At 59.0% G+C, this 24,579-nt stretch carries 26 protein-coding genes and 1 other RNA gene; 17 read left to right on the top strand and 10 right to left on the bottom strand.

All coding sequences use genetic code 11. The features are described from left to right. The first annotated feature begins 4 nt into the window (after window positions 1-4). Entirely contained in the window at window positions 5-754 is a 750-nt protein-coding gene (locus tag BMZ10_RS16410; protein ID WP_093464405.1) for a phage minor tail protein L, read from the top strand. Window positions 755-756: 2 nt separating this feature from the next. Beyond that, window positions 757-1,515 carry a C40 family peptidase gene (locus tag BMZ10_RS16405; RefSeq protein WP_093464402.1) on the top strand — a complete coding sequence of 253 codons (759 nt, stop codon included), beginning with the start codon at window positions 757-759 and terminating at the stop codon, window positions 1,513-1,515. 141 nt (window positions 1,516-1,656) lie between these two features. Here the strand turns inward: BMZ10_RS16405 and BMZ10_RS16400 are convergent, their stop codons facing one another. Beyond that, window positions 1,657-1,905, bottom strand: coding sequence for a hypothetical protein (locus BMZ10_RS16400; RefSeq protein WP_093464399.1), 249 nt, complete (start codon window positions 1,903-1,905; stop codon window positions 1,657-1,659). A gap of 482 nt (window positions 1,906-2,387) precedes the next feature. On the opposite strand from BMZ10_RS16400, the gene BMZ10_RS16390 reads away from it, so the two are divergent. From BMZ10_RS16390 to BMZ10_RS16335, 10 genes are all read left to right on the top strand, one after another. Further along, complete coding sequence (locus tag BMZ10_RS16390) at window positions 2,388-2,732, top strand: hypothetical protein (RefSeq protein WP_093464396.1); 345 nt, start codon at window positions 2,388-2,390, stop codon at window positions 2,730-2,732. A 52-nt stretch (window positions 2,733-2,784) separates the two neighbouring features. After that, window positions 2,785-3,369 carry a tail assembly protein gene (locus tag BMZ10_RS16385; protein ID WP_093464393.1) on the top strand — a complete coding sequence of 195 codons (585 nt, stop codon included), beginning with the start codon at window positions 2,785-2,787 and terminating at the stop codon, window positions 3,367-3,369. A gap of 56 nt (window positions 3,370-3,425) precedes the next feature. Continuing rightward, entirely contained in the window at window positions 3,426-6,998 is a 3,573-nt protein-coding gene (locus BMZ10_RS16380; protein ID WP_093464390.1) for a TipJ family phage tail tip protein, read from the top strand. Continuing rightward, complete coding sequence (locus BMZ10_RS16375) at window positions 6,995-7,315, top strand: hypothetical protein (protein WP_093464385.1); 321 nt, start codon at window positions 6,995-6,997, stop codon at window positions 7,313-7,315. Before BMZ10_RS16380 ends, BMZ10_RS16375 begins: the two co-directional genes overlap by 4 nt. Continuing rightward, window positions 7,315-7,989 (top strand): hypothetical protein, encoded by a 675-nt coding sequence (locus tag BMZ10_RS16370; protein ID WP_093464382.1) that lies wholly within the window; start codon window positions 7,315-7,317, stop codon window positions 7,987-7,989. Before BMZ10_RS16375 ends, BMZ10_RS16370 begins: the two co-directional genes overlap by 1 nt. Window positions 7,990-8,004: 15 nt before the next feature. After that, window positions 8,005-9,486, top strand: coding sequence for a hypothetical protein (locus tag BMZ10_RS28020; RefSeq protein ID WP_256214521.1), 1,482 nt, complete (start codon window positions 8,005-8,007; stop codon window positions 9,484-9,486). Window positions 9,487-9,958: 472 nt separating this feature from the next. Next, on the top strand, window positions 9,959-10,270 hold the full coding sequence (locus tag BMZ10_RS16350; protein ID WP_093464378.1) for a hypothetical protein: 312 nt from the start codon (window positions 9,959-9,961) through the stop codon (window positions 10,268-10,270). After that, entirely contained in the window at window positions 10,267-10,647 is a 381-nt protein-coding gene (locus BMZ10_RS16345) for a DUF4376 domain-containing protein (RefSeq protein ID WP_093464376.1), read from the top strand. The genes BMZ10_RS16350 and BMZ10_RS16345 overlap by 4 nt, the downstream gene beginning before the upstream one ends. Continuing rightward, window positions 10,644-11,147, top strand: coding sequence for a DUF1353 domain-containing protein (locus BMZ10_RS16340; RefSeq protein WP_093464374.1), 504 nt, complete (start codon window positions 10,644-10,646; stop codon window positions 11,145-11,147). The genes BMZ10_RS16345 and BMZ10_RS16340 overlap by 4 nt, the downstream gene beginning before the upstream one ends. Next, a complete protein-coding gene (locus BMZ10_RS16335; RefSeq protein ID WP_371265980.1) occupies window positions 11,148-11,594 on the top strand; it encodes a structural protein P5 in 447 nt (148 codons plus the stop codon). Between the two features lie 25 nt (window positions 11,595-11,619). Here BMZ10_RS16335 and BMZ10_RS27470 read toward each other — a convergent pair whose 3' ends face one another. Together BMZ10_RS27470 and BMZ10_RS16330 are read right to left on the bottom strand one after the other, a co-directional pair. Beyond that, window positions 11,620-11,868, bottom strand: coding sequence for a hypothetical protein (locus BMZ10_RS27470; protein WP_143070298.1), 249 nt, complete (start codon window positions 11,866-11,868; stop codon window positions 11,620-11,622). Window positions 11,869-11,901: 33 nt separating this feature from the next. Continuing rightward, window positions 11,902-12,222 carry a hypothetical protein gene (locus tag BMZ10_RS16330; protein ID WP_143070297.1) on the bottom strand — a complete coding sequence of 107 codons (321 nt, stop codon included), beginning with the start codon at window positions 12,220-12,222 and terminating at the stop codon, window positions 11,902-11,904. A 311-nt stretch (window positions 12,223-12,533) separates the two neighbouring features. Between BMZ10_RS16330 and BMZ10_RS16325 the strand changes: the two genes are divergently transcribed. Then, window positions 12,534-12,743, top strand: a complete 210-nt coding sequence (locus BMZ10_RS16325) for a con-10 family general stress protein (protein WP_093465563.1) — start codon at window positions 12,534-12,536, stop codon at window positions 12,741-12,743. A 229-nt stretch (window positions 12,744-12,972) separates the two neighbouring features. Here BMZ10_RS16325 and ssrA read toward each other — a convergent pair. The 5 genes from ssrA to BMZ10_RS16300 form a co-directional block, all read right to left on the bottom strand. Continuing rightward, window positions 12,973-13,364: a transfer-messenger RNA gene (gene ssrA / locus BMZ10_RS16320) on the bottom strand. Between the two features lie 120 nt (window positions 13,365-13,484). Continuing rightward, complete coding sequence (locus tag BMZ10_RS16315; RefSeq protein ID WP_093464370.1) at window positions 13,485-13,775, bottom strand: hypothetical protein; 291 nt, start codon at window positions 13,773-13,775, stop codon at window positions 13,485-13,487. A gap of 208 nt (window positions 13,776-13,983) precedes the next feature. Further along, the gene (locus BMZ10_RS16310; protein WP_093464368.1) at window positions 13,984-16,794 is read right to left on the bottom strand and encodes an FAD-binding and (Fe-S)-binding domain-containing protein; all 2,811 of its coding nucleotides are present in this window, start codon (window positions 16,792-16,794) and stop codon (window positions 13,984-13,986) included. A 73-nt stretch (window positions 16,795-16,867) separates the two neighbouring features. Then, window positions 16,868-18,028: an FMN-dependent L-lactate dehydrogenase LldD gene (lldD, locus tag BMZ10_RS16305; RefSeq protein ID WP_093464366.1), complete on the bottom strand. Its 1,161-nt coding sequence runs from the start codon at window positions 18,026-18,028 to the stop codon at window positions 16,868-16,870. A gap of 70 nt (window positions 18,029-18,098) precedes the next feature. Continuing rightward, on the bottom strand, window positions 18,099-19,796 hold the full coding sequence (locus tag BMZ10_RS16300; RefSeq protein WP_093465559.1) for a lactate permease LctP family transporter: 1,698 nt from the start codon (window positions 19,794-19,796) through the stop codon (window positions 18,099-18,101). A 420-nt stretch (window positions 19,797-20,216) separates the two neighbouring features. Here BMZ10_RS16300 and BMZ10_RS16295 point away from each other — a divergent pair, with 420 nt between their 5' ends. Beyond that, the gene (locus BMZ10_RS16295) at window positions 20,217-20,984 is read left to right on the top strand and encodes a GntR family transcriptional regulator (RefSeq protein ID WP_093464364.1); all 768 of its coding nucleotides are present in this window, start codon (window positions 20,217-20,219) and stop codon (window positions 20,982-20,984) included. A gap of 136 nt (window positions 20,985-21,120) precedes the next feature. Here BMZ10_RS16295 and smpB read toward each other — a convergent pair whose 3' ends face one another. Beyond that, on the bottom strand, window positions 21,121-21,603 hold the full coding sequence (gene smpB / locus BMZ10_RS16290) for an SsrA-binding protein SmpB (protein WP_062389795.1): 483 nt from the start codon (window positions 21,601-21,603) through the stop codon (window positions 21,121-21,123). Between the two features lie 129 nt (window positions 21,604-21,732). Between smpB and BMZ10_RS16285 the strand changes: the two genes are divergently transcribed. From BMZ10_RS16285 to BMZ10_RS16275, 3 genes are read left to right on the top strand one after another with little or no spacing between them, the layout of a single operon-like run. Continuing rightward, window positions 21,733-23,136 (top strand): sodium-dependent transporter, encoded by a 1,404-nt coding sequence (locus BMZ10_RS16285; protein WP_093465556.1) that lies wholly within the window; start codon window positions 21,733-21,735, stop codon window positions 23,134-23,136. 7 nt (window positions 23,137-23,143) lie between these two features. After that, the gene (locus tag BMZ10_RS16280; RefSeq protein ID WP_093464361.1) at window positions 23,144-23,581 is read left to right on the top strand and encodes a type II toxin-antitoxin system RatA family toxin; all 438 of its coding nucleotides are present in this window, start codon (window positions 23,144-23,146) and stop codon (window positions 23,579-23,581) included. Beyond that, complete coding sequence (locus BMZ10_RS16275; RefSeq protein ID WP_177182146.1) at window positions 23,571-23,891, top strand: RnfH family protein; 321 nt, start codon at window positions 23,571-23,573, stop codon at window positions 23,889-23,891. The genes BMZ10_RS16280 and BMZ10_RS16275 overlap by 11 nt, the downstream gene beginning before the upstream one ends. An 88-nt stretch (window positions 23,892-23,979) precedes the next feature. On the opposite strand, the gene BMZ10_RS16270 is transcribed toward BMZ10_RS16275, so the two are convergent. After that, window positions 23,980-24,504, bottom strand: a complete 525-nt coding sequence (locus BMZ10_RS16270) for an outer membrane protein assembly factor BamE (RefSeq protein WP_093464358.1) — start codon at window positions 24,502-24,504, stop codon at window positions 23,980-23,982. Window positions 24,505-24,579: the final 75 nt, after the last annotated feature.

The following is a 24,579-nucleotide window of genomic DNA, read 5'->3' as shown; positions in this document are numbered from 1 at the left end:
GCCGATGTCACTGATCCAAAAAATCCAGACGCTTGAGCCTGGCAGTGAAGTATTGCTGTTCGAATTGGATGGCAGCGACTACGGCGCCGACGTGCTGCGCTTCCATGGACACGCGATACCGCACACGGCCGCCGAGTTGCTTGCTGCTGGCGCCGACGCCGATCAGCTGCCTGCCAAGGCGATCTGGTGGCAGGGTAATGAGTACAGTGCCTGGCCGATGCAGATCGACGGCATCCAGGCCACCGGCGACGGCACAGCGGTGCGTCCGACACTTTCGGTTGGCAACGTCAGCGGCAGGATCACCGCGCTGTGTCTCGCCTTCCAGGACCTGCTTGATTTCAAGCTCACGATGCGAACTACGCTGGCGCAATACATCGATGCGGCCAACTTCCCCACGGGAAATCCGAATGCCGACCCGGCTCAGGAATCAATTGAGGTCTGGTATTTGGACCAGAAGACCTCTGAAGACGGAGCGACAGTGTCATGGGAGTTGGCCAGTCCTGGCGATGTTGGCGGTGAGAGCATCGGCCGGCAAATGACCACTCTATGCCACTGGTGCATGACCGGCGGATATCGCGGCCCGAACTGTGGTTACACCGGTCCATACTTCGACATAGATGGCAACCGGACAGACAACCCCGAGCAAGATGAATGCAATGGACTGCTCACCACTGGCTGTGAACCTCGGTGGGGTGCGAACAACGAATTGCCCTTCGGCGGCTTCCCGGCCGTGTCATTGATTGCGCGGAGCTGACCATGCTGAAACACATCCTCAAGGCAGTTCAGACGCACGCTGCCGCAGAGTACCCGCGCGAGTGCTGCGGGTTGCTGATCCGCAACGGTCGCAAACAGCAGTACCTCCCGTGCGTAAACACCGCCAAAGACCCTCAAGAAGAGTTCCAGATTGATCCAGAGGATTTTGCCGACGCCGAAGATCAGGGTGACGTGATCGGAATAGTTCACTCGCACCCCGATGCGACCAGCAGACCTTCGCCGCGCGACTTGGCGATGTGTGAAGCGACCGAACTGCCATGGCATATCCTGAGCTGGCCCGAAGGCGACTTGCGGACGATTGTCCCGACCGGGCATACGCCGCTGCTGGGACGGCCGTTCGTACACGGTGCTTGGGACTGCTGGCAAGTCTGCGCTGACTGGTACAAACGAGAATGGGGGCTGGAGTTTGAAGCCTTCAAGCGGCAGGACGGATGGTGGGAGCAGGCCGACGGCCCGAGCCTGTACGAGCAGGCCTATGAGGCGGCGGGGTTCGAGCGTGTCGGTTCACCGCAGCGCGGAGATATGATCGTGATGGAAGTAGGGCGGACTAAGCATCCCAACCACGCCGGAATTTACCTTGGCTCTAATCCAAATCTGCCCGGTGAACCCACGGCTGTTCATGGAGCCGGGCCATTCTTGCTGCACCACCTTTACGGCAAGCCGTCAGAGATCATCGTTTTCGGTGGGCCTTGGCATGACAGAACACGCCTGATCCTCAGGCATCAAGACGCGAAACAGTGAGCGGCAAAGCCGCAGGAGAAATAATGGCTCAGGCTTTTGAAATGACCTCTAAGGGAGAGGTACGCACCGTCGACGCTGAAATACGCGACGATGCGGAGAGTGCAACTGATCAGATCAAGCTGTTACTTGCGAAGACTGAGCTTATTGGTTCTCTTGTACAGCCTTTATCTCCCCAATAATCTGCAGAGCAGCCTCAAGTGGGATTTTATAAGCGGCGAATTGCTCAGGCGTAAAAGATGAGCTTTCAGGAGCAAGATATTTGTTGAGTTGGTTTTCGAGCTTATCTCGCTCTTTAGACGTGCGATACAGGACCGCAGTCAAGGCCTGAACTGTCCGAACTAGCCCAACAATCATTGCATCTTGATGATCGTATTTTGGCGAATTACTCATGCATAGCTCCTTCTTGTGCTCGCGCCGAAGTTGGCGCAATCCCCAGTCCATGGGCTCGCAGGCAACGGACCGAGGTGGTTCGTTGTTTATTTCGTTTCTGTTCGAACGATCAACCGCCATTGGACAGCCACTCTCGGGTCCGCATGTTGGTGACGGTTTTGTGGTGGGAATCCATCACCGGCATTCGACGTGATCTCATGACCGCAGCCATGGCATCTGTATATTCCCGATGCAGGGACCTTATCTCCGATGTCGTACAGCAGATTCCACGGCACCCCACCCAGGAGGGAAGGCGGGACATTTTCTTGCGATATGTACTGAGCAGTGTCCCGCGTAATTTTAGCCATGATCATTCCCTCGATTATTGGATGGCGACCTGACACTACTCCTTCCGAAAGCCATCCCGTTACTGGCCTTTTGTACACACTGGATGGGCAGCCAGCCCGATGCTACCCTCGGCCTTTTCTAAATGAGGGATCATCATGCGAATTTTGATAGGGGCACTAGCAATTGCCCTTCTTTCCGGTTGTGTTGGGACTGGTGACCTTGAGCGAAACGACCCAAGCATCGCTGCGATTACCACCAAGGACCCCAAACGTTACGCGCTCTGCGTGTTCCCCAAATGGCAGAACGCTCGTACTGACGCATCAATGACCGAGACCGAAAACGGCTATCGCCTCCTCGTAGCCAGCAACAATATGGCCGATGAGATGCTAGACGTCGTTAAAACCGCGAAGGGTAGCTCGGTTGTACTACGGCAGCGCATGGCTTGGTCGATGATGCCTGGACGCAGCGCGGTGGAGTCAGCAGTGAGATCTTGTCTGTAACCTGCCTCTCTCAATGCCGCCTCCGGGCGGTTTTTTTATGCCTGGAGAAAAAATGGCCGCAACAGCTGCACACCATGATCCTGTCACCACAATCATACTTACTGGACCACTTCGAACGAAATTCGGGCGTACCCACAGGCGGCAGCTGGACACAGGAAAGGGATGGGAGGCGTTTAAATCCTTGAACTACACCCTGGATGGCTTTGAGGAAGAAATCAAAAGGCTCGCGCGCCTAGGTATGCGATTCGCCGTGTTCCGAAATGGAGAGAATGTAGGAGTAGAAAGCCTAGATATCGGCGGCACCCGTGAATTGAAAATTGCACCGGTTTTGGCGGGCAGCAAGCGCGGGGGCATTCTGCAAAGTGTTCTCGGTGCTGTTTTGCTGGTGGCTAGCATCTGGTTTCCAGCATTAGCCGGCCCCGGCGTTGCGCTTTTAGCCGGCGGAGTCATCCAGTTATTAAGTCCACAGGCGTCAGGACTTCGCCAAAGCGCCGCGCCTGAAAATCTTCCGTCCTACGCTTTTGGCTCAGCCAAGAACACAACAGCCAGTGGCAACCCGGTACCTATCTGCATTGGTCGTAGGCGCTGGGGCGGCGCGATCATCAGCGCATCGATCTACGCCGAAGACAAAACCTGAATTCTGACTGGAACACCCGGCCGCCAATTGGCGGTTTTTTATGCCTGGAGAAAAGCATGGGCGCAGCTGAAAAGATCGACATCACCGGCGCCAAAGGCGGCAGCAGCAGCCCGAAGGCGCCGACCGAGGCTGCTGATAGCCTGCGCTCGACCAACGTCGCGAAGCTTCTAATTGCCGTCGGTGAGGGTGAATTCGACGGGGTGCCGACGGCTCGCGACCTTTATCTCGACAACACTCCGATCAACGACAAGAGCGGCAATGTCAATTTCCCCAATGTGAAATGGGAGTGGCGCAGCGGCGCAGTGGACCAGTCGCATATTCCAGGTATCCCGTCAGTCGAGAACGAAACAACGGTAAACGTTGAATTGCGCAGCGACACGGCGTGGGTGCGCTCTATCACCAACACTCAGCTATCGGCCGTGCGCCTGCGGTTCGCTTGGCCGGCGCTCCAGCGGCAAGACAGCAATGGAAACGTTGGCGGCTACCGCATTCAATACGCGGTCGACGTCGCCACGGATGGCGGTGCCTACCAGCAAGTGATGACGGAAGCCGTTGATGGCAAGACCACCACTCGCTATGAGCGCTCTCGTCGTATAGACCTACCGCCGGCTGCTTCGGGCTGGCAGTTGCGCGTACGTAGACTGACCGCGAACCAGAACAGCAACAAGGTGGCTGACACCATGCTGATCGCTGGTTACACCGAGGTGATCGACGCGAAGCTGCGCTATCCGAATACGGCGCTGCTTTACATCGAGTTCGACGCTGAGCAGTTCACCAACATTCCAGCGGTGACCGTAGACTGTAACGGCCGCAAATGGCAGATTCCGAGCAACTATGATCCTGTCGCCCGCAGCTACACCGGCGTCTGGGACGGCACCTTCAGATCGGCTTGGACCAATAACCCGGCGTGGATCACTTATGGGATTTGCACCGTTGACCGCTTCGGCCTGGGCAAGCGCATCAAGCCCTTCATGGTCGACAAGTGGGAGCTGTACCGGATCGCTCAATATTGCGACCAGTTGGTGGGTGATGGCGCGGGTGGGCAAGAGCCTCGATTCCTCTGTGACATGAACCTGCAGGGCAAGGCCGAGGCCTGGACGCTGCTACGCGACATCTCGGCTATCTACCGCGGCATGACTTACTGGGCTCAAGGTCAGCTGGTCGCTCAGGCTGACATGCCGCGCACGCAGGATATCGACTACGTTTTCACTCGTGCGAACGTTGTCGACGGCAAGTTCACGTATGGCAGCGCCTCAAGCAAAACCCGTTACTCCCGTGCCATAGTCAGTTTCGACAACCCGGCGAATAACTACGACACCGACGTCACCGCATATTCCGATCCGGAGCTACAGCGGCGCTTCGGCGATAAGCCGGTCGAGATCAGCGCCATAGCCTGCACCCGAGCATCCGAGGCCCAGCGCCGTGGTAAATGGGTGGTGCTGAGCAACAACCAGGACCGGACAGTCACGTTCAAGACCGGCATGGAAGGCTCAATCCCGCTGCCTGGCTATATCATCCCGATCGCCGACTCGCTGCTCGCTGGCCGCGAGATTGGTGGCCGCATTTCCGCAGCTGCAGGTCGTGTCGTTACTCTGGACCGAAACACTCTGGCAAAAGCCGGCGACCGCCTGATCATCAACCTGCCCAGCGGGCAAGCTGAGGGCCGTACCGTGCAGTCGGTATCCGGTCGCGCTATCACAGTAACAACGGCCTTCAGCGAGACGCCAACGGCAGAGTCGCAATGGGCGCTCGATGCCGACGACCTCGCGATCCCGCTTTACCGCGTGCTCAGCACCAAGCGCACTACCGAGGGCGAGTATGAGATTTCGGCCGTGCAGTTTGAGCCGAGCAAGTTTCCTTACATCGACACCGGTGCGCGCTTGGAGGAGCGTCCGATCAGTGTCATCCCGATCACAGTCGTTCCGGCACCGGCGAGCGTCACGCTGACGTCGAATACTGCGATCGCTCAGGGCTTGGCCGTCACCACCATGACGATCAGCTGGCCGGCGGTGAACGGGGCGGTTGGATACGACATCGAGTGGCGCAAGGACAGCGGCAACTGGATCAAGGTGCAGCGCACCGGTGCAACCAGCGTCGACATCGAAGGCATCTACGCAGGCGCTTACGTTGCGCGAGTGCGGGCGGTGAGCGCTTACGACATCTCGTCGATCTGGGCCACCTCGATTCTGACGCAACTCAACGGCAAGGAAGGTCTGCCACCCGCAGTCACCTCGCTCACGGCCATGCCGTTGATCTTCGGCATCGCGCTCAGGTGGACTTTCCCGCCTGGCGCGGAGGACACGCAGCGCACTGAAATCTGGTACGGGCCTACCACGGATCTGGAGGCCGCGACCAAGCTCAGCGATCTGGCCTACCCGCAGTCGGAGTACAACCTGCAAGGTCTGCTGGCTGGCATGACGTTCTTCTTCTGGGCAAGGCTGGTCGACCGCACTGGCAACATCGGTCCATGGTATCCGGCTGGCACCGGCGTGATGGGGCAGAGCAGTTCAGATGGCGCGCCGGTCCTTGACCTGATCAAGGGACAAATCGGCGAGACCGAGCTTGGCCAGGAGCTGCAGGACAAGATTGATCTGATCGAAGGGCTTCAGGATCAGATCGATGCACTGGATGGCCTGTCGACTTACAAGCCCGGCGAAACGTACGTGTCGGGTGATATGGTGGTCGGCAATGGCCGGATCTATCAGGCCATTGCCGACGTCCCTAAAAATACGCCGCCACCGAACGAAGCCTACTGGATCGACATCGGCGAGACGGTGCAGACGGCCAATGGCCTCGCGCAGCAGGTGGAGACCAACACGGCAGACATCATCGATCTCGACGGTGTCGTGACCGCGCAAGCCTCCAGCCTCGAGGCACTGAGAGCCAATTATCGCGAGGATGATGGCGACGGCGATCTGCAGGATGCACTCAACGGCTGGGACAGTGCAGCGAGTTTCGCTCAGGAAATCACTGTGCGCTCTACTGCCGACGAGGCGCTGGCCCAGCGCATCACCCAGCTGCAGGCCGAGGTCGGCGACAACATCGGCGCGAAGATCAACGAGCTCGAGCAGGTCATCGCGACCAATGAAGAAGCTACCGCGCTGGCGCTCCAGCAGTTGCATACGGACGTCGATGGCAACAGCACCGACATCCAGACGCAGTCGCAGATCATCAGTGACATCGACGGCAAGCTAGACGCCTCGTGGTCGGTGAAGATGCAGTACAACTCCAAGACTGGCCAGTATGTGACGGCGGGGATCGGGCTCGGGATCGAGAACACGCCTGCCGGGTTGCAAAGCCAGTTCCTGGTGTCGGCAGACAGGTTTGCGATCGTGAACACCATCGCCGGCGGCGCCGTGGCGGTCCCATTTGCTGTTCAGGGTGGTCAGGTCTTCATCAATCAGGCGTTCATCCAAGACGGCACGATCACCAATGCGAAGATCGGCAGCTTTATCGCCTCCACCAACTACGTGGCCGGGCAGACTGGCTGGCGCCTCAACAAGGATGGAACGCTCGAAATCAACGGTGTGGTCGCTGGCAGCGGTCGTCTGACCGTAACCAACCGCGCCATCAAGGTGTTCGATTCTGCCGGCACGCTTCGTGTCCAGCTTGGGGATCTGTCCGCATGAGTTTCGGACTGAAAATATGGGACGAACTTGGCAACGTCGTGCTCGATGAAAGTTCGTTCACCATGCGGGTGGTGTATAGCGGGATAGTAACTGGAGGAAAGACTGCTTCCTCTCAAACAATCTCCATTCCCGGCATTACTACGGCGAATGCAAGCGCTTTCGTTGTTCCCATAGGTGCTTATAGTGATTTCGATAAGCAACTTGAAACCGAAGTAATCAGCGGTGCAGTCCGTGTCTACAACTATAACCGCAGCCGCCCCGAATACAGCGCGACCACTCAAGTAACCATGCGGCTCATTGTAATAAGGTTCAACTGATGACGTTTGGTCTGCAATACAGCAATGACGATGGTGTCGTCACGGTTGATTCTGAATTTACGCGGCTGGTAGTTTTGGCAAAAGGAACGTACAGGCCGACTCAAGAATCTAACTTGGGATCGGTGACGACATTTCCGCGAACCATCACCAGCCAGGAGCCCCCGCTCATTTTCTGCAGGCCGACAGGTTCATCGGGTGTCGGCGCAGTCTGTTACGCCCGCGTCATCGGATCGCCCGGCGCATGGACGGGATTTTACATCCGGACCTATAGCACCGGAACCTTACAACCCTACGGCACTTACTTTGCCGCTGGGTTTGGTGCGCAGGCGGTGGCCGATTGGGGTATGCGGCTCTGGGACGCTAACAAGAAATTGCTGTTTGATTCCGACACGCCGTATGTTCGGTTTACGCGAGCCTTCCAGAACTGGACCTATGTCAAGAGCGACAAGGATACGCAAGGCTACACACGCAATTATTATCGCGTAGCGTTCAATTTCCCTGCTGGTGAGCACATGCTTGTAAATACCTTCGGTATGGATATGTGCGATGACAATGGATTCAGTCGCCAGTTAGCAAATTGGTGGGATTTCTCCGGAGGAAATCTGTTTGCCATTACCTCTGGCAACTACAACCCATTTGCTTTCTACATGCCGGCCGTCTTTGCCAAACTTTAAAAGGAACATAGCTCTATGCCTTGGTATAAAGCCGGGACGGTTTCCGTTACCCAAAATTCGAATGCGGTGATTGGTGTGGGCACTGCGTTCATTGCCAACAGCAGAGTAGGGGACGCATTCAAAGGTCCCGACGGCCGATGGTACGAAGTCGTGAACATCGCCAGTGATACCGCGTTGGCGATTTCTCCACCTTACGCCGGCCCGACTGCAGCTGGCGCTGGGTATTCGATCACGCCGGTGCAGGGATATGTGAAGGCCTCGGCGGATCGGCTCAGCAAGATCAGCACCGAAATTGCATCGGTTGAAACGTCTGTTCAAGCCGCCGCGGCCAGTGCGACTGCTGCGGACCAATCCGCAGTCGCCGCCGGGCAGTCGAGCGCGGACGCCGGCGCAGCGTCGCAGTCGGCGCTTGATGCGGCAGAGCAGGCTGGCGCCGCCAAGCTCGCAGCGGAGACGGCTGAAGGCAACGCTGCCGCGTCGGCGGGAGCCGCTGAAGACTCGGCGGATCGCGCGGAGCAGGTGGTGGGCGCCTTTGACCAAAACGCCCAGGCCAAGACGGATGCGTTCAACCAGAATGCCGCAGCCGCCCAGGCTGCAATTGATCTGTCGGTCGATGCTGCAGGTGATTCCGCCAGCGCTGCCGCAGACAGCGCCGCGCAAGCGGCACAGTCGGAGCAGAACGTCGCGCACAAGGTGAACGTCTCCGACATCGTGGATGGGCTGACCAGCACGGCGGTCGACAAACCTCTGTCGGCGAATCAGGGCCGGATCCTGAAAGGGCTGGTCGATAGCGCCGGCAGTGCCTCGGCAACACTCGTCACCTACGAGTATGTGGCCACCGCGGGCCAGACCTCATTCAGTGGTCCCGATCGCAACGGCCTGACCATGGCCGGCGTCGTGCCAGGCAGCGCGCTTGTCACAGTGAACGGCGCTGATATTTCGCAGACGACTGAGTGTTCGCTTACCGCAACGACGTTAACGCTCAACGGAGGTCCGGCGCTGCCAGCAGGCGCTGTGGTTCAGATCCACGCGTTCGGAACGTTCGCGGTGGCCAACACCTTCACCCAGGCTCAGGTCAACGCGCTGCTTACTCCCAAGCTGAGTCGTAGCGATATCGTAGGTACTGTCTCTCAGGCTAGCGGAGTTCCTACCGGGGCGATCATTGAGTCTGGTTCTAACGCCAACGGCAGCTACGTCAAGTATGCCGATGGCACCATGATCTGCACTCGACGCATGGAGCTAGGCTCGAGGGCGATAACCACCGCGTATGGGTCGACGTATATCACCCCATCCGTGGGCTCCAGCGCATACCCCGCATCATTTCTGGCTGGAACCACACCGGTTAACGCCATCTTGGTAGAGAGCAACGGCGGGGTTACTTATGCGGCGTCTGGTTTGAACTCTGTCCCTTCTTGGCCTGCTGTCTACGTCTGCAGCCCAACGTCAGTGACACTCACTCTCAACTTGAACATGACTGCTATAGGGCGGTGGTACTAATGGCCGGTGCAAGAAACCTCGCAGCTCTAGGAGCCTGGCCGCTATCGGCCTCTTTGCTATCCGCGGCAGGTCTGTTCGGCCCTGCCAACCTCCTTGGTACGGTCTCGCAGTCTGGCGGCATACCTACAGGCGCTGTGATCGAATACGGCACAAGTGCTACCGGCGACTACGTCAAGTTTGCCGATGGGACAATGATTACCAACCAGGTGGTCACAATCCCTGCGCAGACTTGGACCAACGGCACAGGCGTCAGGTATGTACTGGTCAGTTTCACGATGCCGGCTGTATTCGCTGCGCCACCAAGGATGTTTGCGCAGCCAGTAGAAGGCGCAGTGTCTACTCGAGGTTCGTGGGTGTCGAACATTGCCCCTAACAGCACCAGCACTGCTACCGCGTACCTGGCTACGCCGACTGCAACAACCAGCAACGCACAACTGACGATCAACGTCATGTCAATTGGAAGGTGGTTCACATGATTATCAAACTCTCCCCTCAGCGCCGGGATGACACGCTGGAAGTGACCAAGCAGGGTGACGTCTTGACGCTCAACGGCACAGCGCTGGATTTCGGCCCGCTGCCCGATGGCGCGACGTTGCCCATGAGCGCGGTGTCGGGCGATTGGATTGCAGGCGATGTGGAGCGTATTGATGGCGAGCTCGTCATCAGGCTGATCCTGCCGCTGCCGGCCAACTATAGCCAGGAACAGGCCTTTCCCGAGGACCTGATCGACGTGCCCGACGGGCCTGTCGCATTCCCCCAGCCCCTCGAGGAGCCTGAAGCATGATCGACTTTTCCCAGGCAGTGACCAAGGAAATGAAAGCCGCTGCAACGCTGGAACTGACCCGAGGGCAGATCGCGGCCCGGCGCTACGATGCAGAAACCGCAGGCATCACCGTCGGCGGAATGTTTGTGGATACCGGCCGCGACAGTCAGGCGCTGATCACCGGTGCCGCGCTGTCGGCGTTCATGGATGACACCTACGTCTGCAACTGGAAAACGCCCGACGGCTTTATCCAGCTCGACGGGCCGACGCTCATTTCCGTGTCCAAGGCGGTGCGGCAGCACGTGCAGGCGTGCTTCGACCGGGAGAGCGAGCTCATCTCTGCACTGGATGCGCGCACGTTCACCGAGGAAATGCTCAAGCAGGGCTGGCCAGCATGATTGCGATCGGCAAGTTCGACACCCATCCCGCCGTGCGCTTCATCAGCCGGTGGGATGTGGCCACCCAGGAGCAACTGACGTTCAACGATCCTGTGCACGGCGCGCTGGCGGTGCCCGCCGATTTCTACAGCGATCTGGCCTCGATCCGGATCCTGCGTGAGGTCTGCCGGTGGTCCTCGATCGGCGCGCTGGTGGGCTGGGCGTTCGCGTGGGGCTGGCTGGCGCCGGCGCTGTTGATACTCGCGATCACCACCCTGGCACTTTACGGGCTGCTCGCCGGTTACGGGATGCGCGCAGCCATCCTGCACGACTGGCTGTACACCACGGGTGTTCTGTCCCGGGCCGACTGCGACGCCGTGTTTTATCGCGCGCTCACGTCCGGTGACGGTACCGCGCGATGGCGGGCCGCAATCTTCTGGATGGGCGTCAGGCTCGGCGGATCCACCTCATACACCAAGACCCCGACAAGTTCGGGGTTTTTTACGTCTGGAGAAAAGTAGATGCCCCAAATGACCCGAGGCGTACGAAACAACAACCCGGGCAACATCGACTACAACCCGCGCAATCAATGGCTGGGCCAGCTTGATCCGGATCCGGCTATCGAGAAGCGGTTCGCTCGGTTTGACACTGCCGAGAACGGCATCCGCGCGCTGGCCAAGCTGATCTTGGCCTACCGAGGCAAGGACGGAATGCCCAGCGTGGGCGGAGTTGGAATCGATACAGTAAGGGAAGTGATCAACCGGTGGGCGCCAGGTGTGGAGAACGACACCGAGTCCTACATCAGAGCAGTGGCGGCGGGTGTCGGTGCGCAACCCAATCAGCCGATCGACCTGCGCAGCCTGCAAACGCTGATCGCGATCACGACAGAGATCATCAAGCATGAAAATGGGGGTGTGCCGTATTCCGCTGCCACTATTGCGAACGGTGTTTCCAGAGCGTTGAGCTGACTAAGTCAGTGGTGGAGTGAACTGGTTATCGACGCTCCGGGTCAGTTCTTGGCCCCAATGTTCCAGCGCCTCTGGATCTGGCCTGGCCGAGCACGTAAGTCACTCCGCCGTCTTTTGTGCTTTCCACAAAACCCAATAGCTGCCAGCCCTGCACGAGCAATTCATTTGCTTCTTTTGCAGTATGGGCTTCTTTAACGACAGCGACATTTTCGAGCAGCATAGGTGAATACCCTTCGGTGGGACCGTTATGTAAATAGAGCAGGGTCGAGATCACGGGTTCACTCAAGCGAAAAATTTAACGGATGGGTTATATGCTGGATTCGGAGGCCTGATCCACACGGTTGACCGTCTTTGTCCAGGCTTCAAGCAGCTTCTCTCGCATGCTAGCGTAATCGGCATCATCGAGAATTTTTGCATCGATGAGCGCTTGGGAAAAACCGCACAAAAACTGATATCGCTCGGCGGCATGACGCGCATTGTCAGTAGTGAGAATGTCACTCATCGATGACACCCAGGTCGCATAGACCTGATCAGGCAGCCCTATAGGAAGGCCTGCGGTCTTAAGAGCCGCCTTCGGTTTCGCCACGATGGTGATTCCTCTGTCCATTGAGCCTTGAACCTTACGCAATCGACAGCATCCTGGCTATGACAGCCATGTGCCGTCACGGGGAGGAATCCCTCCGTTTTAGGCGGAACAGCATCTGCCTAAGTGCGCTTATTTATGCCTACCTAGATTCGCCGGCGCGCAGCTCAATCGCCCGGCACTGAGTTGCCAAGTCGCAACGCGACTCGAACCCGGCGCACCGGGAAGGGCACCAGACATCAGTTTGGCATCAAGCCGCTCGTCGCCCAGCAGGTAATTTTCGGGATCGGTTCATGGGGATGGGGCATCTGAAAATATGCGTCAAGCAAAACTCATTAACTAGAGAGGATAAAATGATGGCTAACACCGGAAACTCCAATCCAGGAAACTTTGCTAACGATCGTGAAAAGGCCTCCGAGGCTGGTAAAAAGGGCGGCCAGGCTTCTGGCGGTACGTCGTCTCAAACCAACCAAGGTGGACGTGGTGGCAATTTCGCGAATGACCATCAGAAAGCGTCTGACGCCGGTAAAAAAGGCGGTCAGCACAGTCATGGTGGGAATAAGTAACAAGCCGCCGATTTAGATGTAATTGCTACATCTTGCGAAAGATGTGAACGAAGGGCCCGCAGTGATGTGGGCCCTTTGTCATCGAATCATCATTTTCCCAATCGAAACCGGCAAGCGGGTCTGTCGCTGATGCTGTCATTACCCTGTCATTTCTGAGCCAAAACAGCCCCAAAAGGCACAAAAAAAGCACTTGCGAGTAACGCTAAGTGCTTGAATTGTATAGCTTGTGTGGTGGAGCCGGGGGGATTTGAACCCCCGTCCGCCAGTACTCCGCTTTCGGGCCTACATGCTTAGCCGTGTCTATTAAGTTAACCCTCAGCGACCCGACGGGCAGGGTGCTTTGGGCGAGCTGTGTAAGTTTTAGCCGATTCGTCCACAGCGTACTGCACGGCGATCCTGTTCTGTATGACAATCATTTCGGGTTTACAGGCATCCCCTGATGATTGCTGGAGCCGAAGCTACCAGAAGGAAGGCTAGCGCCGCTTACGCAGCGAGAGCTTGTTCCCCGTAGGTTTCGTCATTGGCAACTATAGAAAGTTGCAACAGTGGATTTACGACTTCTGTTACCAAGTCGGCATGCCCCTAGAGTTTCATCACCGGCGTCGAATCCTAATCGGCCCCAATTCTGCTGCTCTAGCAGTCAGGCCGCGGAGTGTACCCGAATCAATGAGATACGTCGACTCCGCGCCTCGTGTCGCGTCACCCAGCCAGCCCGGAGGCTGGCTATCGTGTCTGCGGCACTTACTTGGCGTTGCCGCCGTCGGAACCGTCACCGCCGGTTTTCAGCGAGGTGATTTCCTTGGTGGTCAGCTCGATGCATTCCTTGTCATTGCCAGCCTTCTGCGCAGCGGTGGCGCTGGCGATGGTCTTCTCCAGCTCCTCTTTGGAGTCTGCACTCATGTTGGTGCTGGTCGAAGTGTGAGCATCCTTCAGCGTCTGCAGGTTTGCGCCGCACAGGTCATCAGCGGCGAATACCGGGGAACCCAACAGTGCAGCGGTAAGAAACAGTCCAGTCAGTGCTGTGCGCTTCATGTGTATCTCCTTGAGCCTGTGGACTCGGTAGGGCCGGTGTGTCAGGCCGATGTCCGAGATAGAGGAATAAGCGCCAGCGGGTTGTGGCGCTTAAAGAGATGGACTGTCCGCTATCGCAGGGGTTCTATTTATTTTGCGAATGGTGGGAAAAAGCCATGTTGCAGTATGTTTCGGCGAAATGGGGCAATAATTGCCCCATTTGTGTGCATCAAGCGGTTCTTGGTCGAGTGACCCGGTCGACCAGATAGACCAGTCCATGGTAGTCGATGCCTCCATGCTGGGTGAGGCCGATCTCGCATGTCCTGCTGGTTGAAATGCCTTCGCTGCAGTACTGCACGGCGTCTTTGAGCGTGCGCAGCGAGTGAGCGTTCAGCTCCGGCGTGGTGAAGCCTTTATCACCGGCAAACCCACAGCAATGGATGCCTTCGGGAATGACCACGTTGACGCTGCACAGCCTCGCCAGCTCGATCAGCGCCTGGCTTTCGCCCAGGTGCTGAGTGCTGCAGGTGACGTGCACGGCGATGGCCTCCTGTTGCGGCGTGAACACGAGTTTGTCGAGCAGGTGCGTGCGTATGAATCGCACCGGATCGTAAAGATCCAGTGGCGACGGTTTGAGGTCTTGAACCAGCCGCAACGTGCACGGACTGGTGTCGCAGTAGATCGGATCGAGCCCGCCGCGACTGGCTTTGGTCAGTGCTGCCAGCAATTGCTGGCGCTTTTCTTCGGCTGGCTCGGCGTAGCCTTTGGACGCGAACGGCTGGCCGCAGCAGAGGCTGTCCTGGTTCTCGGGAAACACCACCTGATAGCCCGCTTTTTCCAGCAAGCCTCGGGTTTTGTCCATCAGCGACATCTGTTCATGATCGCCCGCGGCAGGACCCATCACGCGCGACACGCAGGCCGCCAGGTACACCACCCGCGGACGCTGATCTTCGATAGGCGGGGTGAAGCGAATCGCGTTTTCCGGCTGAGGCATGGCTGGCGTCCACTGCGGCACTCGACCCGATGAAGCTTTGCTGAGCGCTGCGGAAATCCGCGTCAGCCTCGGAGCGCCCAGCAGCATGCGTGCGCCGTTGGCGGCGTGCAGCGTGAAGCGCGCGCCTTGTAACGCGGTCGTGAAGTGATGCGCGAGCCAGCCTGCGGCTTGGCCATGAGTCGCTTCCTGGGCACGCAGTTTTTTCACCAGCTCGCCGGTGTTGATGCCCACCGGACAACGCTGCGCGCACAGCCCGGTGGCCGCGCAGGTTTCGATGCCCTGGTAGTGATAGTCGCGCTCCAGCTCGCGGGTATCCTCACCTGCGCGTTTCTTCGCCTGAATGTCCCGCCATATCACGATGCGCTGGCGCGGGCTCAGTGTCAGGCCTTTGGAAGGGCACACCGGCTCGCAGAAACCGCACTCGATGCACTTGTCGACAATCGCGTCGGCGGCGGGCAGCGGTTTGAGGTGCTTGAGGTGGATGTGCGGATCTTCGCTCAGTACTACATCCGGATTGAGAATGCCGTTGGGATCGAGCAGCCGTTTGAGGGCCCACATCAATTGATACGCATCGCGGCCCCATTCCAGCTCAACGAAAGGCGCCATGTTGCGGCCCGTGCCATGTTCGGCCTTGAGCGAGCCGTTGAACTCGACCGCCACCAGTTGCGTGACGTCGTCCATGAACGCTGAATAGCGGGCGATCTCGGACGGGTCATTGAAGCCCTGCGTGAAGACGAAGTGCAGATTGCCCTCCAGCGCGTGGCCGAACAGGATGGCTTCGTCATAGCGATGCTTTTCGAACAGTTGAATCAGGCGCCGCACGCCGATCGCCAACTGCTCGATGGGGAACAGCACGTCTTCGATGATCACCGTCGTGCCGGTTTCCCGGACCGCGCCCACGGCCGGGAACATGTCTTTGCGGATGGCCCAGAGGCGCGCGTTTTCGGTCGGATCTTCAGTGAAATCGATCCGCTGATCCACGGGGAAGTGCGCAATCGATGCCATGATCTGCGCCAGTTGCTCGTGCAGCAACGGCTGACTGGCGGCGCGGGCTTCGATCAGTAGCGCGCAGGCGTTGTCCGACAGCTCGCGTACGAACGACGGCATGCCGGGCTTATTCTCCACCGAGCGCATGCTGCGGCGGTCGAGCAGTTCGACAGCCGCGACGGGCTGGCTTTTCAGGACGGTCACGGCATTGCAGCAGGTCTCGACATCAGGAAACACGATCAGCGCTGAGGCTTTGTTGGCGTGGTCCAGCACGGTGTCGTAGGTGACGGCGCTGATGAAACCCAGCGTGCCCTCGGAGCCGACGAGCAGGTGGCTGAGGATGTCCAGCGGATCATCGAAATCGACCAGAGCGTTGAGAGACAGCCCGGTGGTGTTTTTCAGACGGTATTTGTGGCGAATCTTTGCGGCCAGTTCGGCATTGGCGCGGGTCTCGCGTCCCAGTTGCGCGAGTTGATCAAGCAGGTGCCCATGGCTTTTTCGGAAGGCGGCGACGCTGCCTGCATCTTCTGTGTCGATGCGCGTGCCATCGGCCAGCACGATGCGCATCCCCGCGAGGGTGTGATACGTGTTTTGCGCGGTCCCGCAACACATGCCGCTCGAGTTGTTGGCCACGATGCCGCCGATTTTCGCGGCGTTGATCGACGCCGGATCCGGCCCCAGTTTGCGACCGAAAGGCGCCAGCCAGACGTTCGCCTGAGCGCCGATCACGCCCGGTTGCAGGCGAATCTGCGTGCCGTGCTCGCGGATTTCGCGGCCGTTCCAGTTATCCCCCAGCACGATCAGCACTGAATCGCTGATGGCTTGCCCCGAGAGGCTGGTGCCGGCGGCGCGGAAGGTCACCGGCACCTTGTCAGCTTGGGCGCACTTGAGCAGCGCGACGACTTCGTCTTCGGATTCGACACGCACGACCAGCTTGGGAATCAACCGGTAAAAGCTGGCGTCGGTCCCAAACGCGAGGGTCGAGAGCGGGTCGTCGAAACGACGTTGTACGGGAATCAAACGCTTCACATCGGCCAGGAAGGAGGCGGGCAGGCTCATGCGTTCTTCCTCATCAGTTTTCTCGGGGGCGCCGCGGCATCTGACGTGCCGCGTGCGTAATGAAGGGGTGCTTTCAGGCGCCTGTGTTGCCGGCCAACGACTCACGAACCAGCGACTCGCGGCTGATCTCGCTGATTGTCTTGGCGCCGGTCAGCACCATGGCCACGCGCATTTCTTTCTCGAACAGATCGAGCAGATTCTTCACGCCAGCCTCGCCGTGGGTCGCGAGGGCATAAATGAACGCACGACCGATCAACACGGTATCGGCGCCCAGCGCGATCATGCGTACCACATCCAGGCCGCTACGAATGCCGGAGTCCGCGAGGATTTTCAGGTCGCCCTTCACCGCGTCGGCGATGGCTGGCAGGGCGCGAGCACTGGACAGCACGCCGTCGAGCTGGCGGCCGCCATGGTTGGACACGACGATGCCATCAGCGCCGAATTTAACCGCGTCGCGGGCGTCATCGGGATCGAGGATGCCTTTGATCAGCATCGGTCCGTCCCAGAATTCACGAATCCACTCAAGGTCCTTCCAGGAAATGGACGGGTCGAAATTCGCGCCCAGCCAGCCGATGTAGTCCGCCAGGCCCGTGGGGTTGCCGCGATACGTGGAGATGTTGCCGAGGTCATGGGGGCGGCCGTTGACGCCGACGTCCCAGGCCCATTGCGGATGGGTCATGGCTTGCAGCACGCGACGAATCGGGCCGTTCTTGCCGCTCATGCCTGAGTGGGCGTCGCGGTAGCGGGCGCCGGGCACGGGCATGTCGACCGTGAAAATCAGCGTCTTCACGCCCGCAGCCTTGGCGCGCTCCAGCGCATTGCGCATGAAGCCGCGATCTTTGAGCACGTACAGCTGAAACCACATCGGCCGATCAATGGCCGGGGCGACTTCTTCGATGGGGCACAGCGAAACGGTGGACAGGGTGAACGGAATGCCTTTGGCAGATGCCGCGCGCGCCGCCTGCACTTCGCCTCTGCGCGCATACATCCCGCACAGGCCGACAGGCGCCAGCGCGACGGGCATGCTCAGGGTTTCGTCGAACAGCCGGGTCTCCAGACTGAGTTCGGACATGTTCTTCAGGACCCGCTGGCGCAGGGCAATGCTGGCCAGGTCCGAGACGTTGTGGCGCAGCGTGTGCTCGGCGTACGCGCCACCGTCGGCGTAGTGAAACAGGAACGGCGGCAACTTGCGTTGCGCGGCGGCGCGATAGTCGGTCGAGGAGGAAATGATCATGAGGTCTCGCAACGTAGAGTGAGCGGGGACAGCGGCCGGGCGCGCAGCGGCGCACCCGGCCCTCGTCTCGTTAGTGCACCAGCATGCCGGTGAACCAATACGCTTGTGCGTAGGTGACGCAGCCGACGATCGCGGCGAAGAAAATGCTGTGCTTGAGGGTGAAGCGGAACAGGTCGGATTCCTTGCCCACCAGACCCGTCGCAGCGCAGGCGACGGCGATCGATTGCGGCGAAATCATCTTGCCCGTCACGCCACCGCTGGAGTTCGCAGCCACCATCAGCACGTCGCTGACACCCAGTTGATGCGCGGTGGTCGCCTGCAGCGAGCCGAACAGGGCGTTGGACGATGTGTCAGAACCGGTCAGGAATACGCCCAGCCAGCCGAGGAACGGCGAGAAGAACGGGAACGCTGAACCCGTACCGGCCAATACCAGCGCCAGCGTCGACGACATGCCCGAGTAGTTCATGACGAACGCGAAGGCCAGCACCATGCCGATGGAGACGATCGCCCAGCGCAGCTCGATCAGGGTTTCCTTGAACGTGGTAAGACCCGTTTTGACGCCGATGCGCAGGACGATCATCGCCAGAATCGCCGACACGAGAATCGCGCTGCCCGACGCTGCGAGCAGATCGAACTTGTAAACGGCGGGCATGGCGGTCGCGTTGGCGACAATCGGCGCACCCTTCATCACCAGTTGATCCAGGTGCGGCACCGGGAAGTTCATGGTCAGCGACTGCAAGGGCCCGCCCGCTGCGAACAGCGCCTTGAAGGGCTTCAATGTCCAGATCGTCACGATGACCGTCAGGATCAGGAAGGGCGACCAGGCTTTGATGATCGTGCCAACGGAGTAAGGCGATTTCTTGGTCGTGCGAGGCTGGCCGAAACCACCCGGGCCGCCGCCCATCACCACCGCGCCGCCACCGGCGCTGGCCACTTGCATATCGGCCGCACGAGCCGGTTGCCACACCTTCAGGAAGAAGGTCAGGGACACGAGGCTGACCAGCGCCGAGGTAATGTCTGGCAGTTCCGGGCCAATGTAGTTGGACGTCAGGAATTGGACGATGGCGAAGCTGCCGCCCGCGACGAGCGCAGCAGGCCAGGTCTCTTTGACGCCCTTCACGCCATCCATCATGAACATCAGCCAGAACGGCACGAACACCGAAAGCAGCGGCAACTGCCGACCCGCCATCGCGCCGATCTTGAACGCGTCGATGCCGGACACCTGGCCGGCGACGATGATCGGAATGCCCAATGCGCCGAACGCCACGGGTGCGGTGTTGGCAATCAGACACAGCCCTGCCGCATAAAGCGGGTTCAGCCCCAGACCGACGAGCAGCGCTGCGGTAATGGCAACCGGCGCGCCGAAGCCTGCCGCACCTTCAAGAAATGCACCGAAGCAGAAGCCGATCAGCAACACCTGAAGGCGTTGGTCATCGGTGATCGACATGACAGAGCTGCGGATGATTTCGAACTGGCCGCTCTTTACCGTCAGTTTGTACAGGAAGACCGCCGCAATGATGATCCACGCAATGGGCCACAGCCCGTACAGAAAACCGTAGACCGCTGAGGCGATGGCCATGTCGGCTGGCATCTGGAAAGCGAAGATGGCGATCAGCACAGCCAGCAGCAGGGTGACAGCGCCTGCAACGTGCCCTTTGAGCCGGAATACCGCCAGTGCGAGGAAGAAGAAAACGATCGGGATGACTGCAGCGAGTGCCGAAAGGCTCAGGCTGCCCAGAGGTGTGTAGAGCTGTTGCCAGGTTTGCATGTAGGAGGCCCCTAATTGTTTTTGGTTAGGCCCGGTGTGCATGTCTTACGTGCGCTGCTCCTGCAGGGGACAACTGCTTTCCTGTCGTCCTGCCGGCGCTGACGAACGAGTCGCACAGCTCACCAGCTCAGGTATTACGCCGTCGCGAAATGCCTGCGGCGAACGCGGTGTTTGACCGCCAGTCGCCGGCATTTATAAATTGGTAATACCAATTTACAATGTCTTGTCGCTAGGTTAAAAGCCTTGGCATTGGTGTGTCAATTTAAGGCGCTAAAACTTTTGTAGTACTAAGCGCCGTTTTTGCCTGAAACGGTAGTTTGTCCTACATCTGCCGGGTGAATGTCTGACCACAATCAGCGAGAATAAGCGCCCCCCGCAGCCGAGTCGGGGGAAGCAGGTTGTGGATGTGGAGCGAGGGGTATGGGCTTTGATCAGGTGCGTCAGCGCCGCTTGTCTGACGACATTGTCGAACAGCTGGAGAGGATGATCCTTGAGGGCACGCTGAGGGCAGGTGGACGTCTGCCGGCAGAGCGTGCGCTTGCCGAGCAGTTCGGTGTGTCGCGTCCTTCGTTGCGCGAAGCCATCCAGAAACTCACCGCCAAAGGGCTGTTGGTCAGTCGCCAGGGCGGCGGCAATTATGTCGCGGAGAATCTGGGCTCGACCTTCAGCGATCCATTGATGCACCTCTTGGAAAGCAGCCCCGAGGCGCAGCGCGACCTTCTGGAATTCCGTCACACCCTCGAAGCGTCCTGCGCGTATTACGCCGCCATTCGCGCGACCGATGTTGACCGCTTGCGGCTACGCGAGGCGTTCGATGCCCTGCAGGATTGCTACAGTCGGGTGGATGAAGTGAGCCGGGCGGAGGAGGGCGCGGCTGACGCGAACTTCCACCTCGCCATCGCCGAAGCCAGTCACAACGCAGTGCTCTTGCACACGATTCGCGGACTGTTCGACTTGCTGCGGCGCAACGTCGTCACCAACATTGGCGGGATGTACAAACAGCGCGCGGAGACCCGCGACATGCTGATTAACCAGCATCGTGAGTTGTATCTGGCGATCATCGAGGGGCGTGCCGATGACGCGCGTGAGGTATCCAGCCGTCATTTGCTGTACGTGCAAGAGGTGCTTGAGGAAGTGCGTCAGCAGGTGCAGCGCACTGCGCGCGCCGAGCGGCGCAACGGGATCTGATCGATAACGGCTACCTGTAGCAGCACGCTTGTCCGCGATGTCGGTGAGTCAGTGACGAATTGATCGTCTGACACCCTGCCATCACGGGCAAGCGCGCTCCTGCCGGTCTGGCTCAGACCGTAGAAGACCGAAAGAATCAGTCTTCCTTGCCCTTGTTGCGCACCGCGCGTTGCAGCTCGCGATTGGAGTCGCGCTCGCGCTCGGTATCGCGCTTGTCGTATTCCTTCTTGCCTTTACCCAGAGCGATTTCGCACTTGATCAAGTGCGCCTTCCAGTAAAGCGCGAGGGCGACAGCGGTATAACCTTTCTGGGCAACGGCAGCGTTGAGCCTTTCCAGCTCGCGCTTGTTGAGCAGCAGTTTACGGGTGCGTGTCGGGTCAGCGATGACGTGGGTGCTGGCTGTCGTCAACGGCGTGATATGGCTACCCATCAGCCAGGCCTCACCGTCCTTGAGCAGCACGTAACTGTCCACCAGCTGCACCTTGTTGGCACGCAGGCTTTTTACTTCCCAGCCAGCCAGGACCAGACCGGCCTCGAACTTGTGTTCGATGAAGTAATCGTGACGCGCCTTTTTATTTTGCGCGATGGTCCCTGTGGGATGTTTCTTGAGCTTAGCCATAGGCGACGCATTATAGGGATCAACGGTGCTCTCGGCTACGGGCTCGGCGATGCTTGAGCACTGTGCTTGAGCACGCAGAGTGAATCCCGGACAATGCGCGATCTTTTTTGCGTGCTGGACGTGTCGACGATGTCAACGGACAAGGTTTCGGTTCATGGGAGTTGGGCGAGTCGCTGGGTGTTCATTCTGGCGGCCACAGGCTCGGCCGTGGGCCTGGGAAGCATATGGAAATTTCCCTACATGGTCGGCGTCTATGGCGGCGGCGCGTTCGTGCTGGTATTCCTGGCCTGCATCGCGCTGATCGGCATTCCGGTCATGATTGCCGAAACATTGATCGGTCGTCGCGCCCGGCAAAGCCCCGCCAACGCACTGAAGGCCCTGGCAGTCGAGGCCGGTCATTCGCCGAAGTGGTCCTGGGGCGCATTCGCCGGGATGATCACGGCGCTGCTGATTCTTTCTTTTTATAGTGTCGTGGGCGGCTGGTCGCTCGAGTACATCATCGATGTCGGCAAGGGTGATTTTCAGGGCGTGACGCCGGAGGGCGTTGGCGGGTTCTTTGGCGAAATGATCGCCGACCCGTGGCGTCTGGTGGGCTGGCATACGCTGTTCATGCTGCTCTCGGCAATCACCATCGCCAAAGGCGTCAACGCGGGGCTCGAGCGCAGTCTGCGCATCCTCATGCCGCTGCTGTTCGTGCTGATGGTGATATTGCTGGGCTACAGCCTCACCACCGGGCATTTCATGGAAGGCCTGCATTTCATGTTCGACTTCACGCCGGAGAAGCTGCTTGACGGCCTGCTGCCGGCGATGGGTCACGCGTTCTTTTCGCTGAGTGTCGGTGTGGGTTCCATCATGATCTACGGCGCGTACATGACCAAAGGGGCGTCGATCAGTGCGACCGTGGTCGGCGTGGCGTTGCTCGACACCTTTGTCTCACTGCTGGCCGGGCTTGCGCTGTTTCCGATCGTCTTTGCGGCAGGCCTGAACCCGAGCGAAGGCCCTGGCCTGATGTTCGTCACCTTGCCCTATGCATTTGGTAACGTAGCGTTCGGTACAGTCATGGGTGTGGTGTTCTTCATCCTCGTCGCGGTGGCAGCGTGGAGCTCCGCGATTTCCCTGCTCGAGCCGATGGTTGCGTACCTGGTGGAGCGCACGAAAGTACGTCGCGGCTGGGTCACGTTCTGGCTGTCGTTCATCTGCTGGTTCGTGGGGCTGGGGACGGTTTTCTCGTTCAACATCTGGAAGCAGGCCAAATTTTTCGTGAACGAAGGCGGCGCGTTTCATCTCTACCAGTGGGGAGCGACGTCGGGGCTGGATTTCTTTGGCGTGATTGATTTCTTCACCTCGCGGATCATGTTGCCGCTGGGTGGATTGTGTTTTGTGATCTTCGCAGGTTGGGTGATGGGACGCGCCGCGGTACGTGACGAATTGTCCGTACGCAGTCCGGTCCTGTTCGCTTTGACGTTTTTTTTGATGCGCTATGTGGCGCCGATCGGCATCGTGATTGTCTTTGCCGCTCAGCTTTGGAAATGACGCTGACATGACTACGCATATTCAACGTTCGGCCCTGTTGCCATACCCCGCACAGGCGCTCTACGACCTGGTCAACGACGTGAGTCGCTACTCGGAATTTCTGCCCTGGTGCTCCGGCGCCACGGTGCTGGAACAGAGCGACAACGCGATGCGCGCGCGGGTCGAGGTGGCCAAGGGTGGTTTGAGTCAGCACTTCGTCACACGCAATACGCTGACTCCGGGCCAGACCATCGAGATGAATCTAGAGGAGGGCCCGTTCAGTCAGTTGCATGGCGTCTGGACGTTCAAGGCGTTGAACGAGAAGGCCTGCAAAATCAGCCTCGATCTTTCGTTTGATTACTCCGGACCTATCGTGCGGGCGACGCTGGGCCCGCTGTTCAACCAGGCCGCCAACACGCTGGTCGATGCATTCTGCCAGCGAGCCAAAGAGCTGCATGGCAGCTGACATGATCAGCGTCGAAGTGGTGTATGCAGCTGTGGATCGACAGGTGCTGCTCAAGCTCGATGTGCCCACCGGGACGACTGTGCGCGCAGCGGTTGAGGCTTCAGGAATTGCCCAGCACTTCCCGGAGCTTGAACGTGCTGAGTGCCCGCTGGGGATTTTCGGAAAAGTGGTGAGCGATCCGGAGCAGCGCAGGCTCGAGCCGGGCGACAGGATCGAGATTTATCGTCCGTTGCTGGCGGACCCCAAAGAGGTGCGTCGTCTGCGCGCCGAAAAGGCGGCAAAGGTGCGAAAGGCACAGAAGCCGATTTAAGTTTTTCATCGGCTCGATTGAAGAACAACAAAAAGCCCGGCAATGCCGGGCTTTTTTGTGCAGCTGAATTGACGCACAAACTGGGCGATCAGCGTGGGCTTGTGTCCAGCGGTTCCTGAGTTGGGACCGGCACTGTTTCGACTTTGTCGACGTCATTCTGGATCTGCTCAAGCAGGGAGCCAGGCTTGGGCGGCTCTTCCTTCTGAGGCTGATCGCCTTTGTTTTCGGGCGTTGCGTTGGTATCGCTGCCTTTGCCGAGAATGGCTTCGTCACGGCTCACGCCGGGTTTGAAGTCACCGGACAGGCTGGCCAGTTGATCGCTACCATTGAAGATCAGGCTGATGCGCTCCTGCTGACGCTCACCGCCACCGGGCTGCAAGCTGTACAGGTAGTCCCAGCGTTCAGGGTGAAAAGTGTCGGTCAACAAGGGATTGCCCATGATAAACCTTACTTGCCGACGGGTCATTCCGGGGCGTAACTGGTCTATCATGTCCTGCGTGACGACATTGCCCTGTTGGATGTCGATTTTATAAACCCCGGGGAATGAACAACCGGCGAGTGCGAGCAGTCCCACGAAGGTGAAACTGGTTAGCAAGAGCTTGGTGTTTTGCATCGGTGGGCGACTTCCACTATCTTGGCTGGGACAACGTAAACCCCGATCATACCTGCATTAAGAGAAGCTGCGAAG

It is taken from the genome of Pseudomonas sp. NFR16 (assembly GCF_900108875.1).
Taxonomy (GTDB): Bacteria; Pseudomonadota; Gammaproteobacteria; order Pseudomonadales; family Pseudomonadaceae; genus Aquipseudomonas.
The sequence above is the reverse complement of the archived record's forward strand: the minus strand, read 5'-3'. Positions and strand labels throughout refer to the sequence as shown.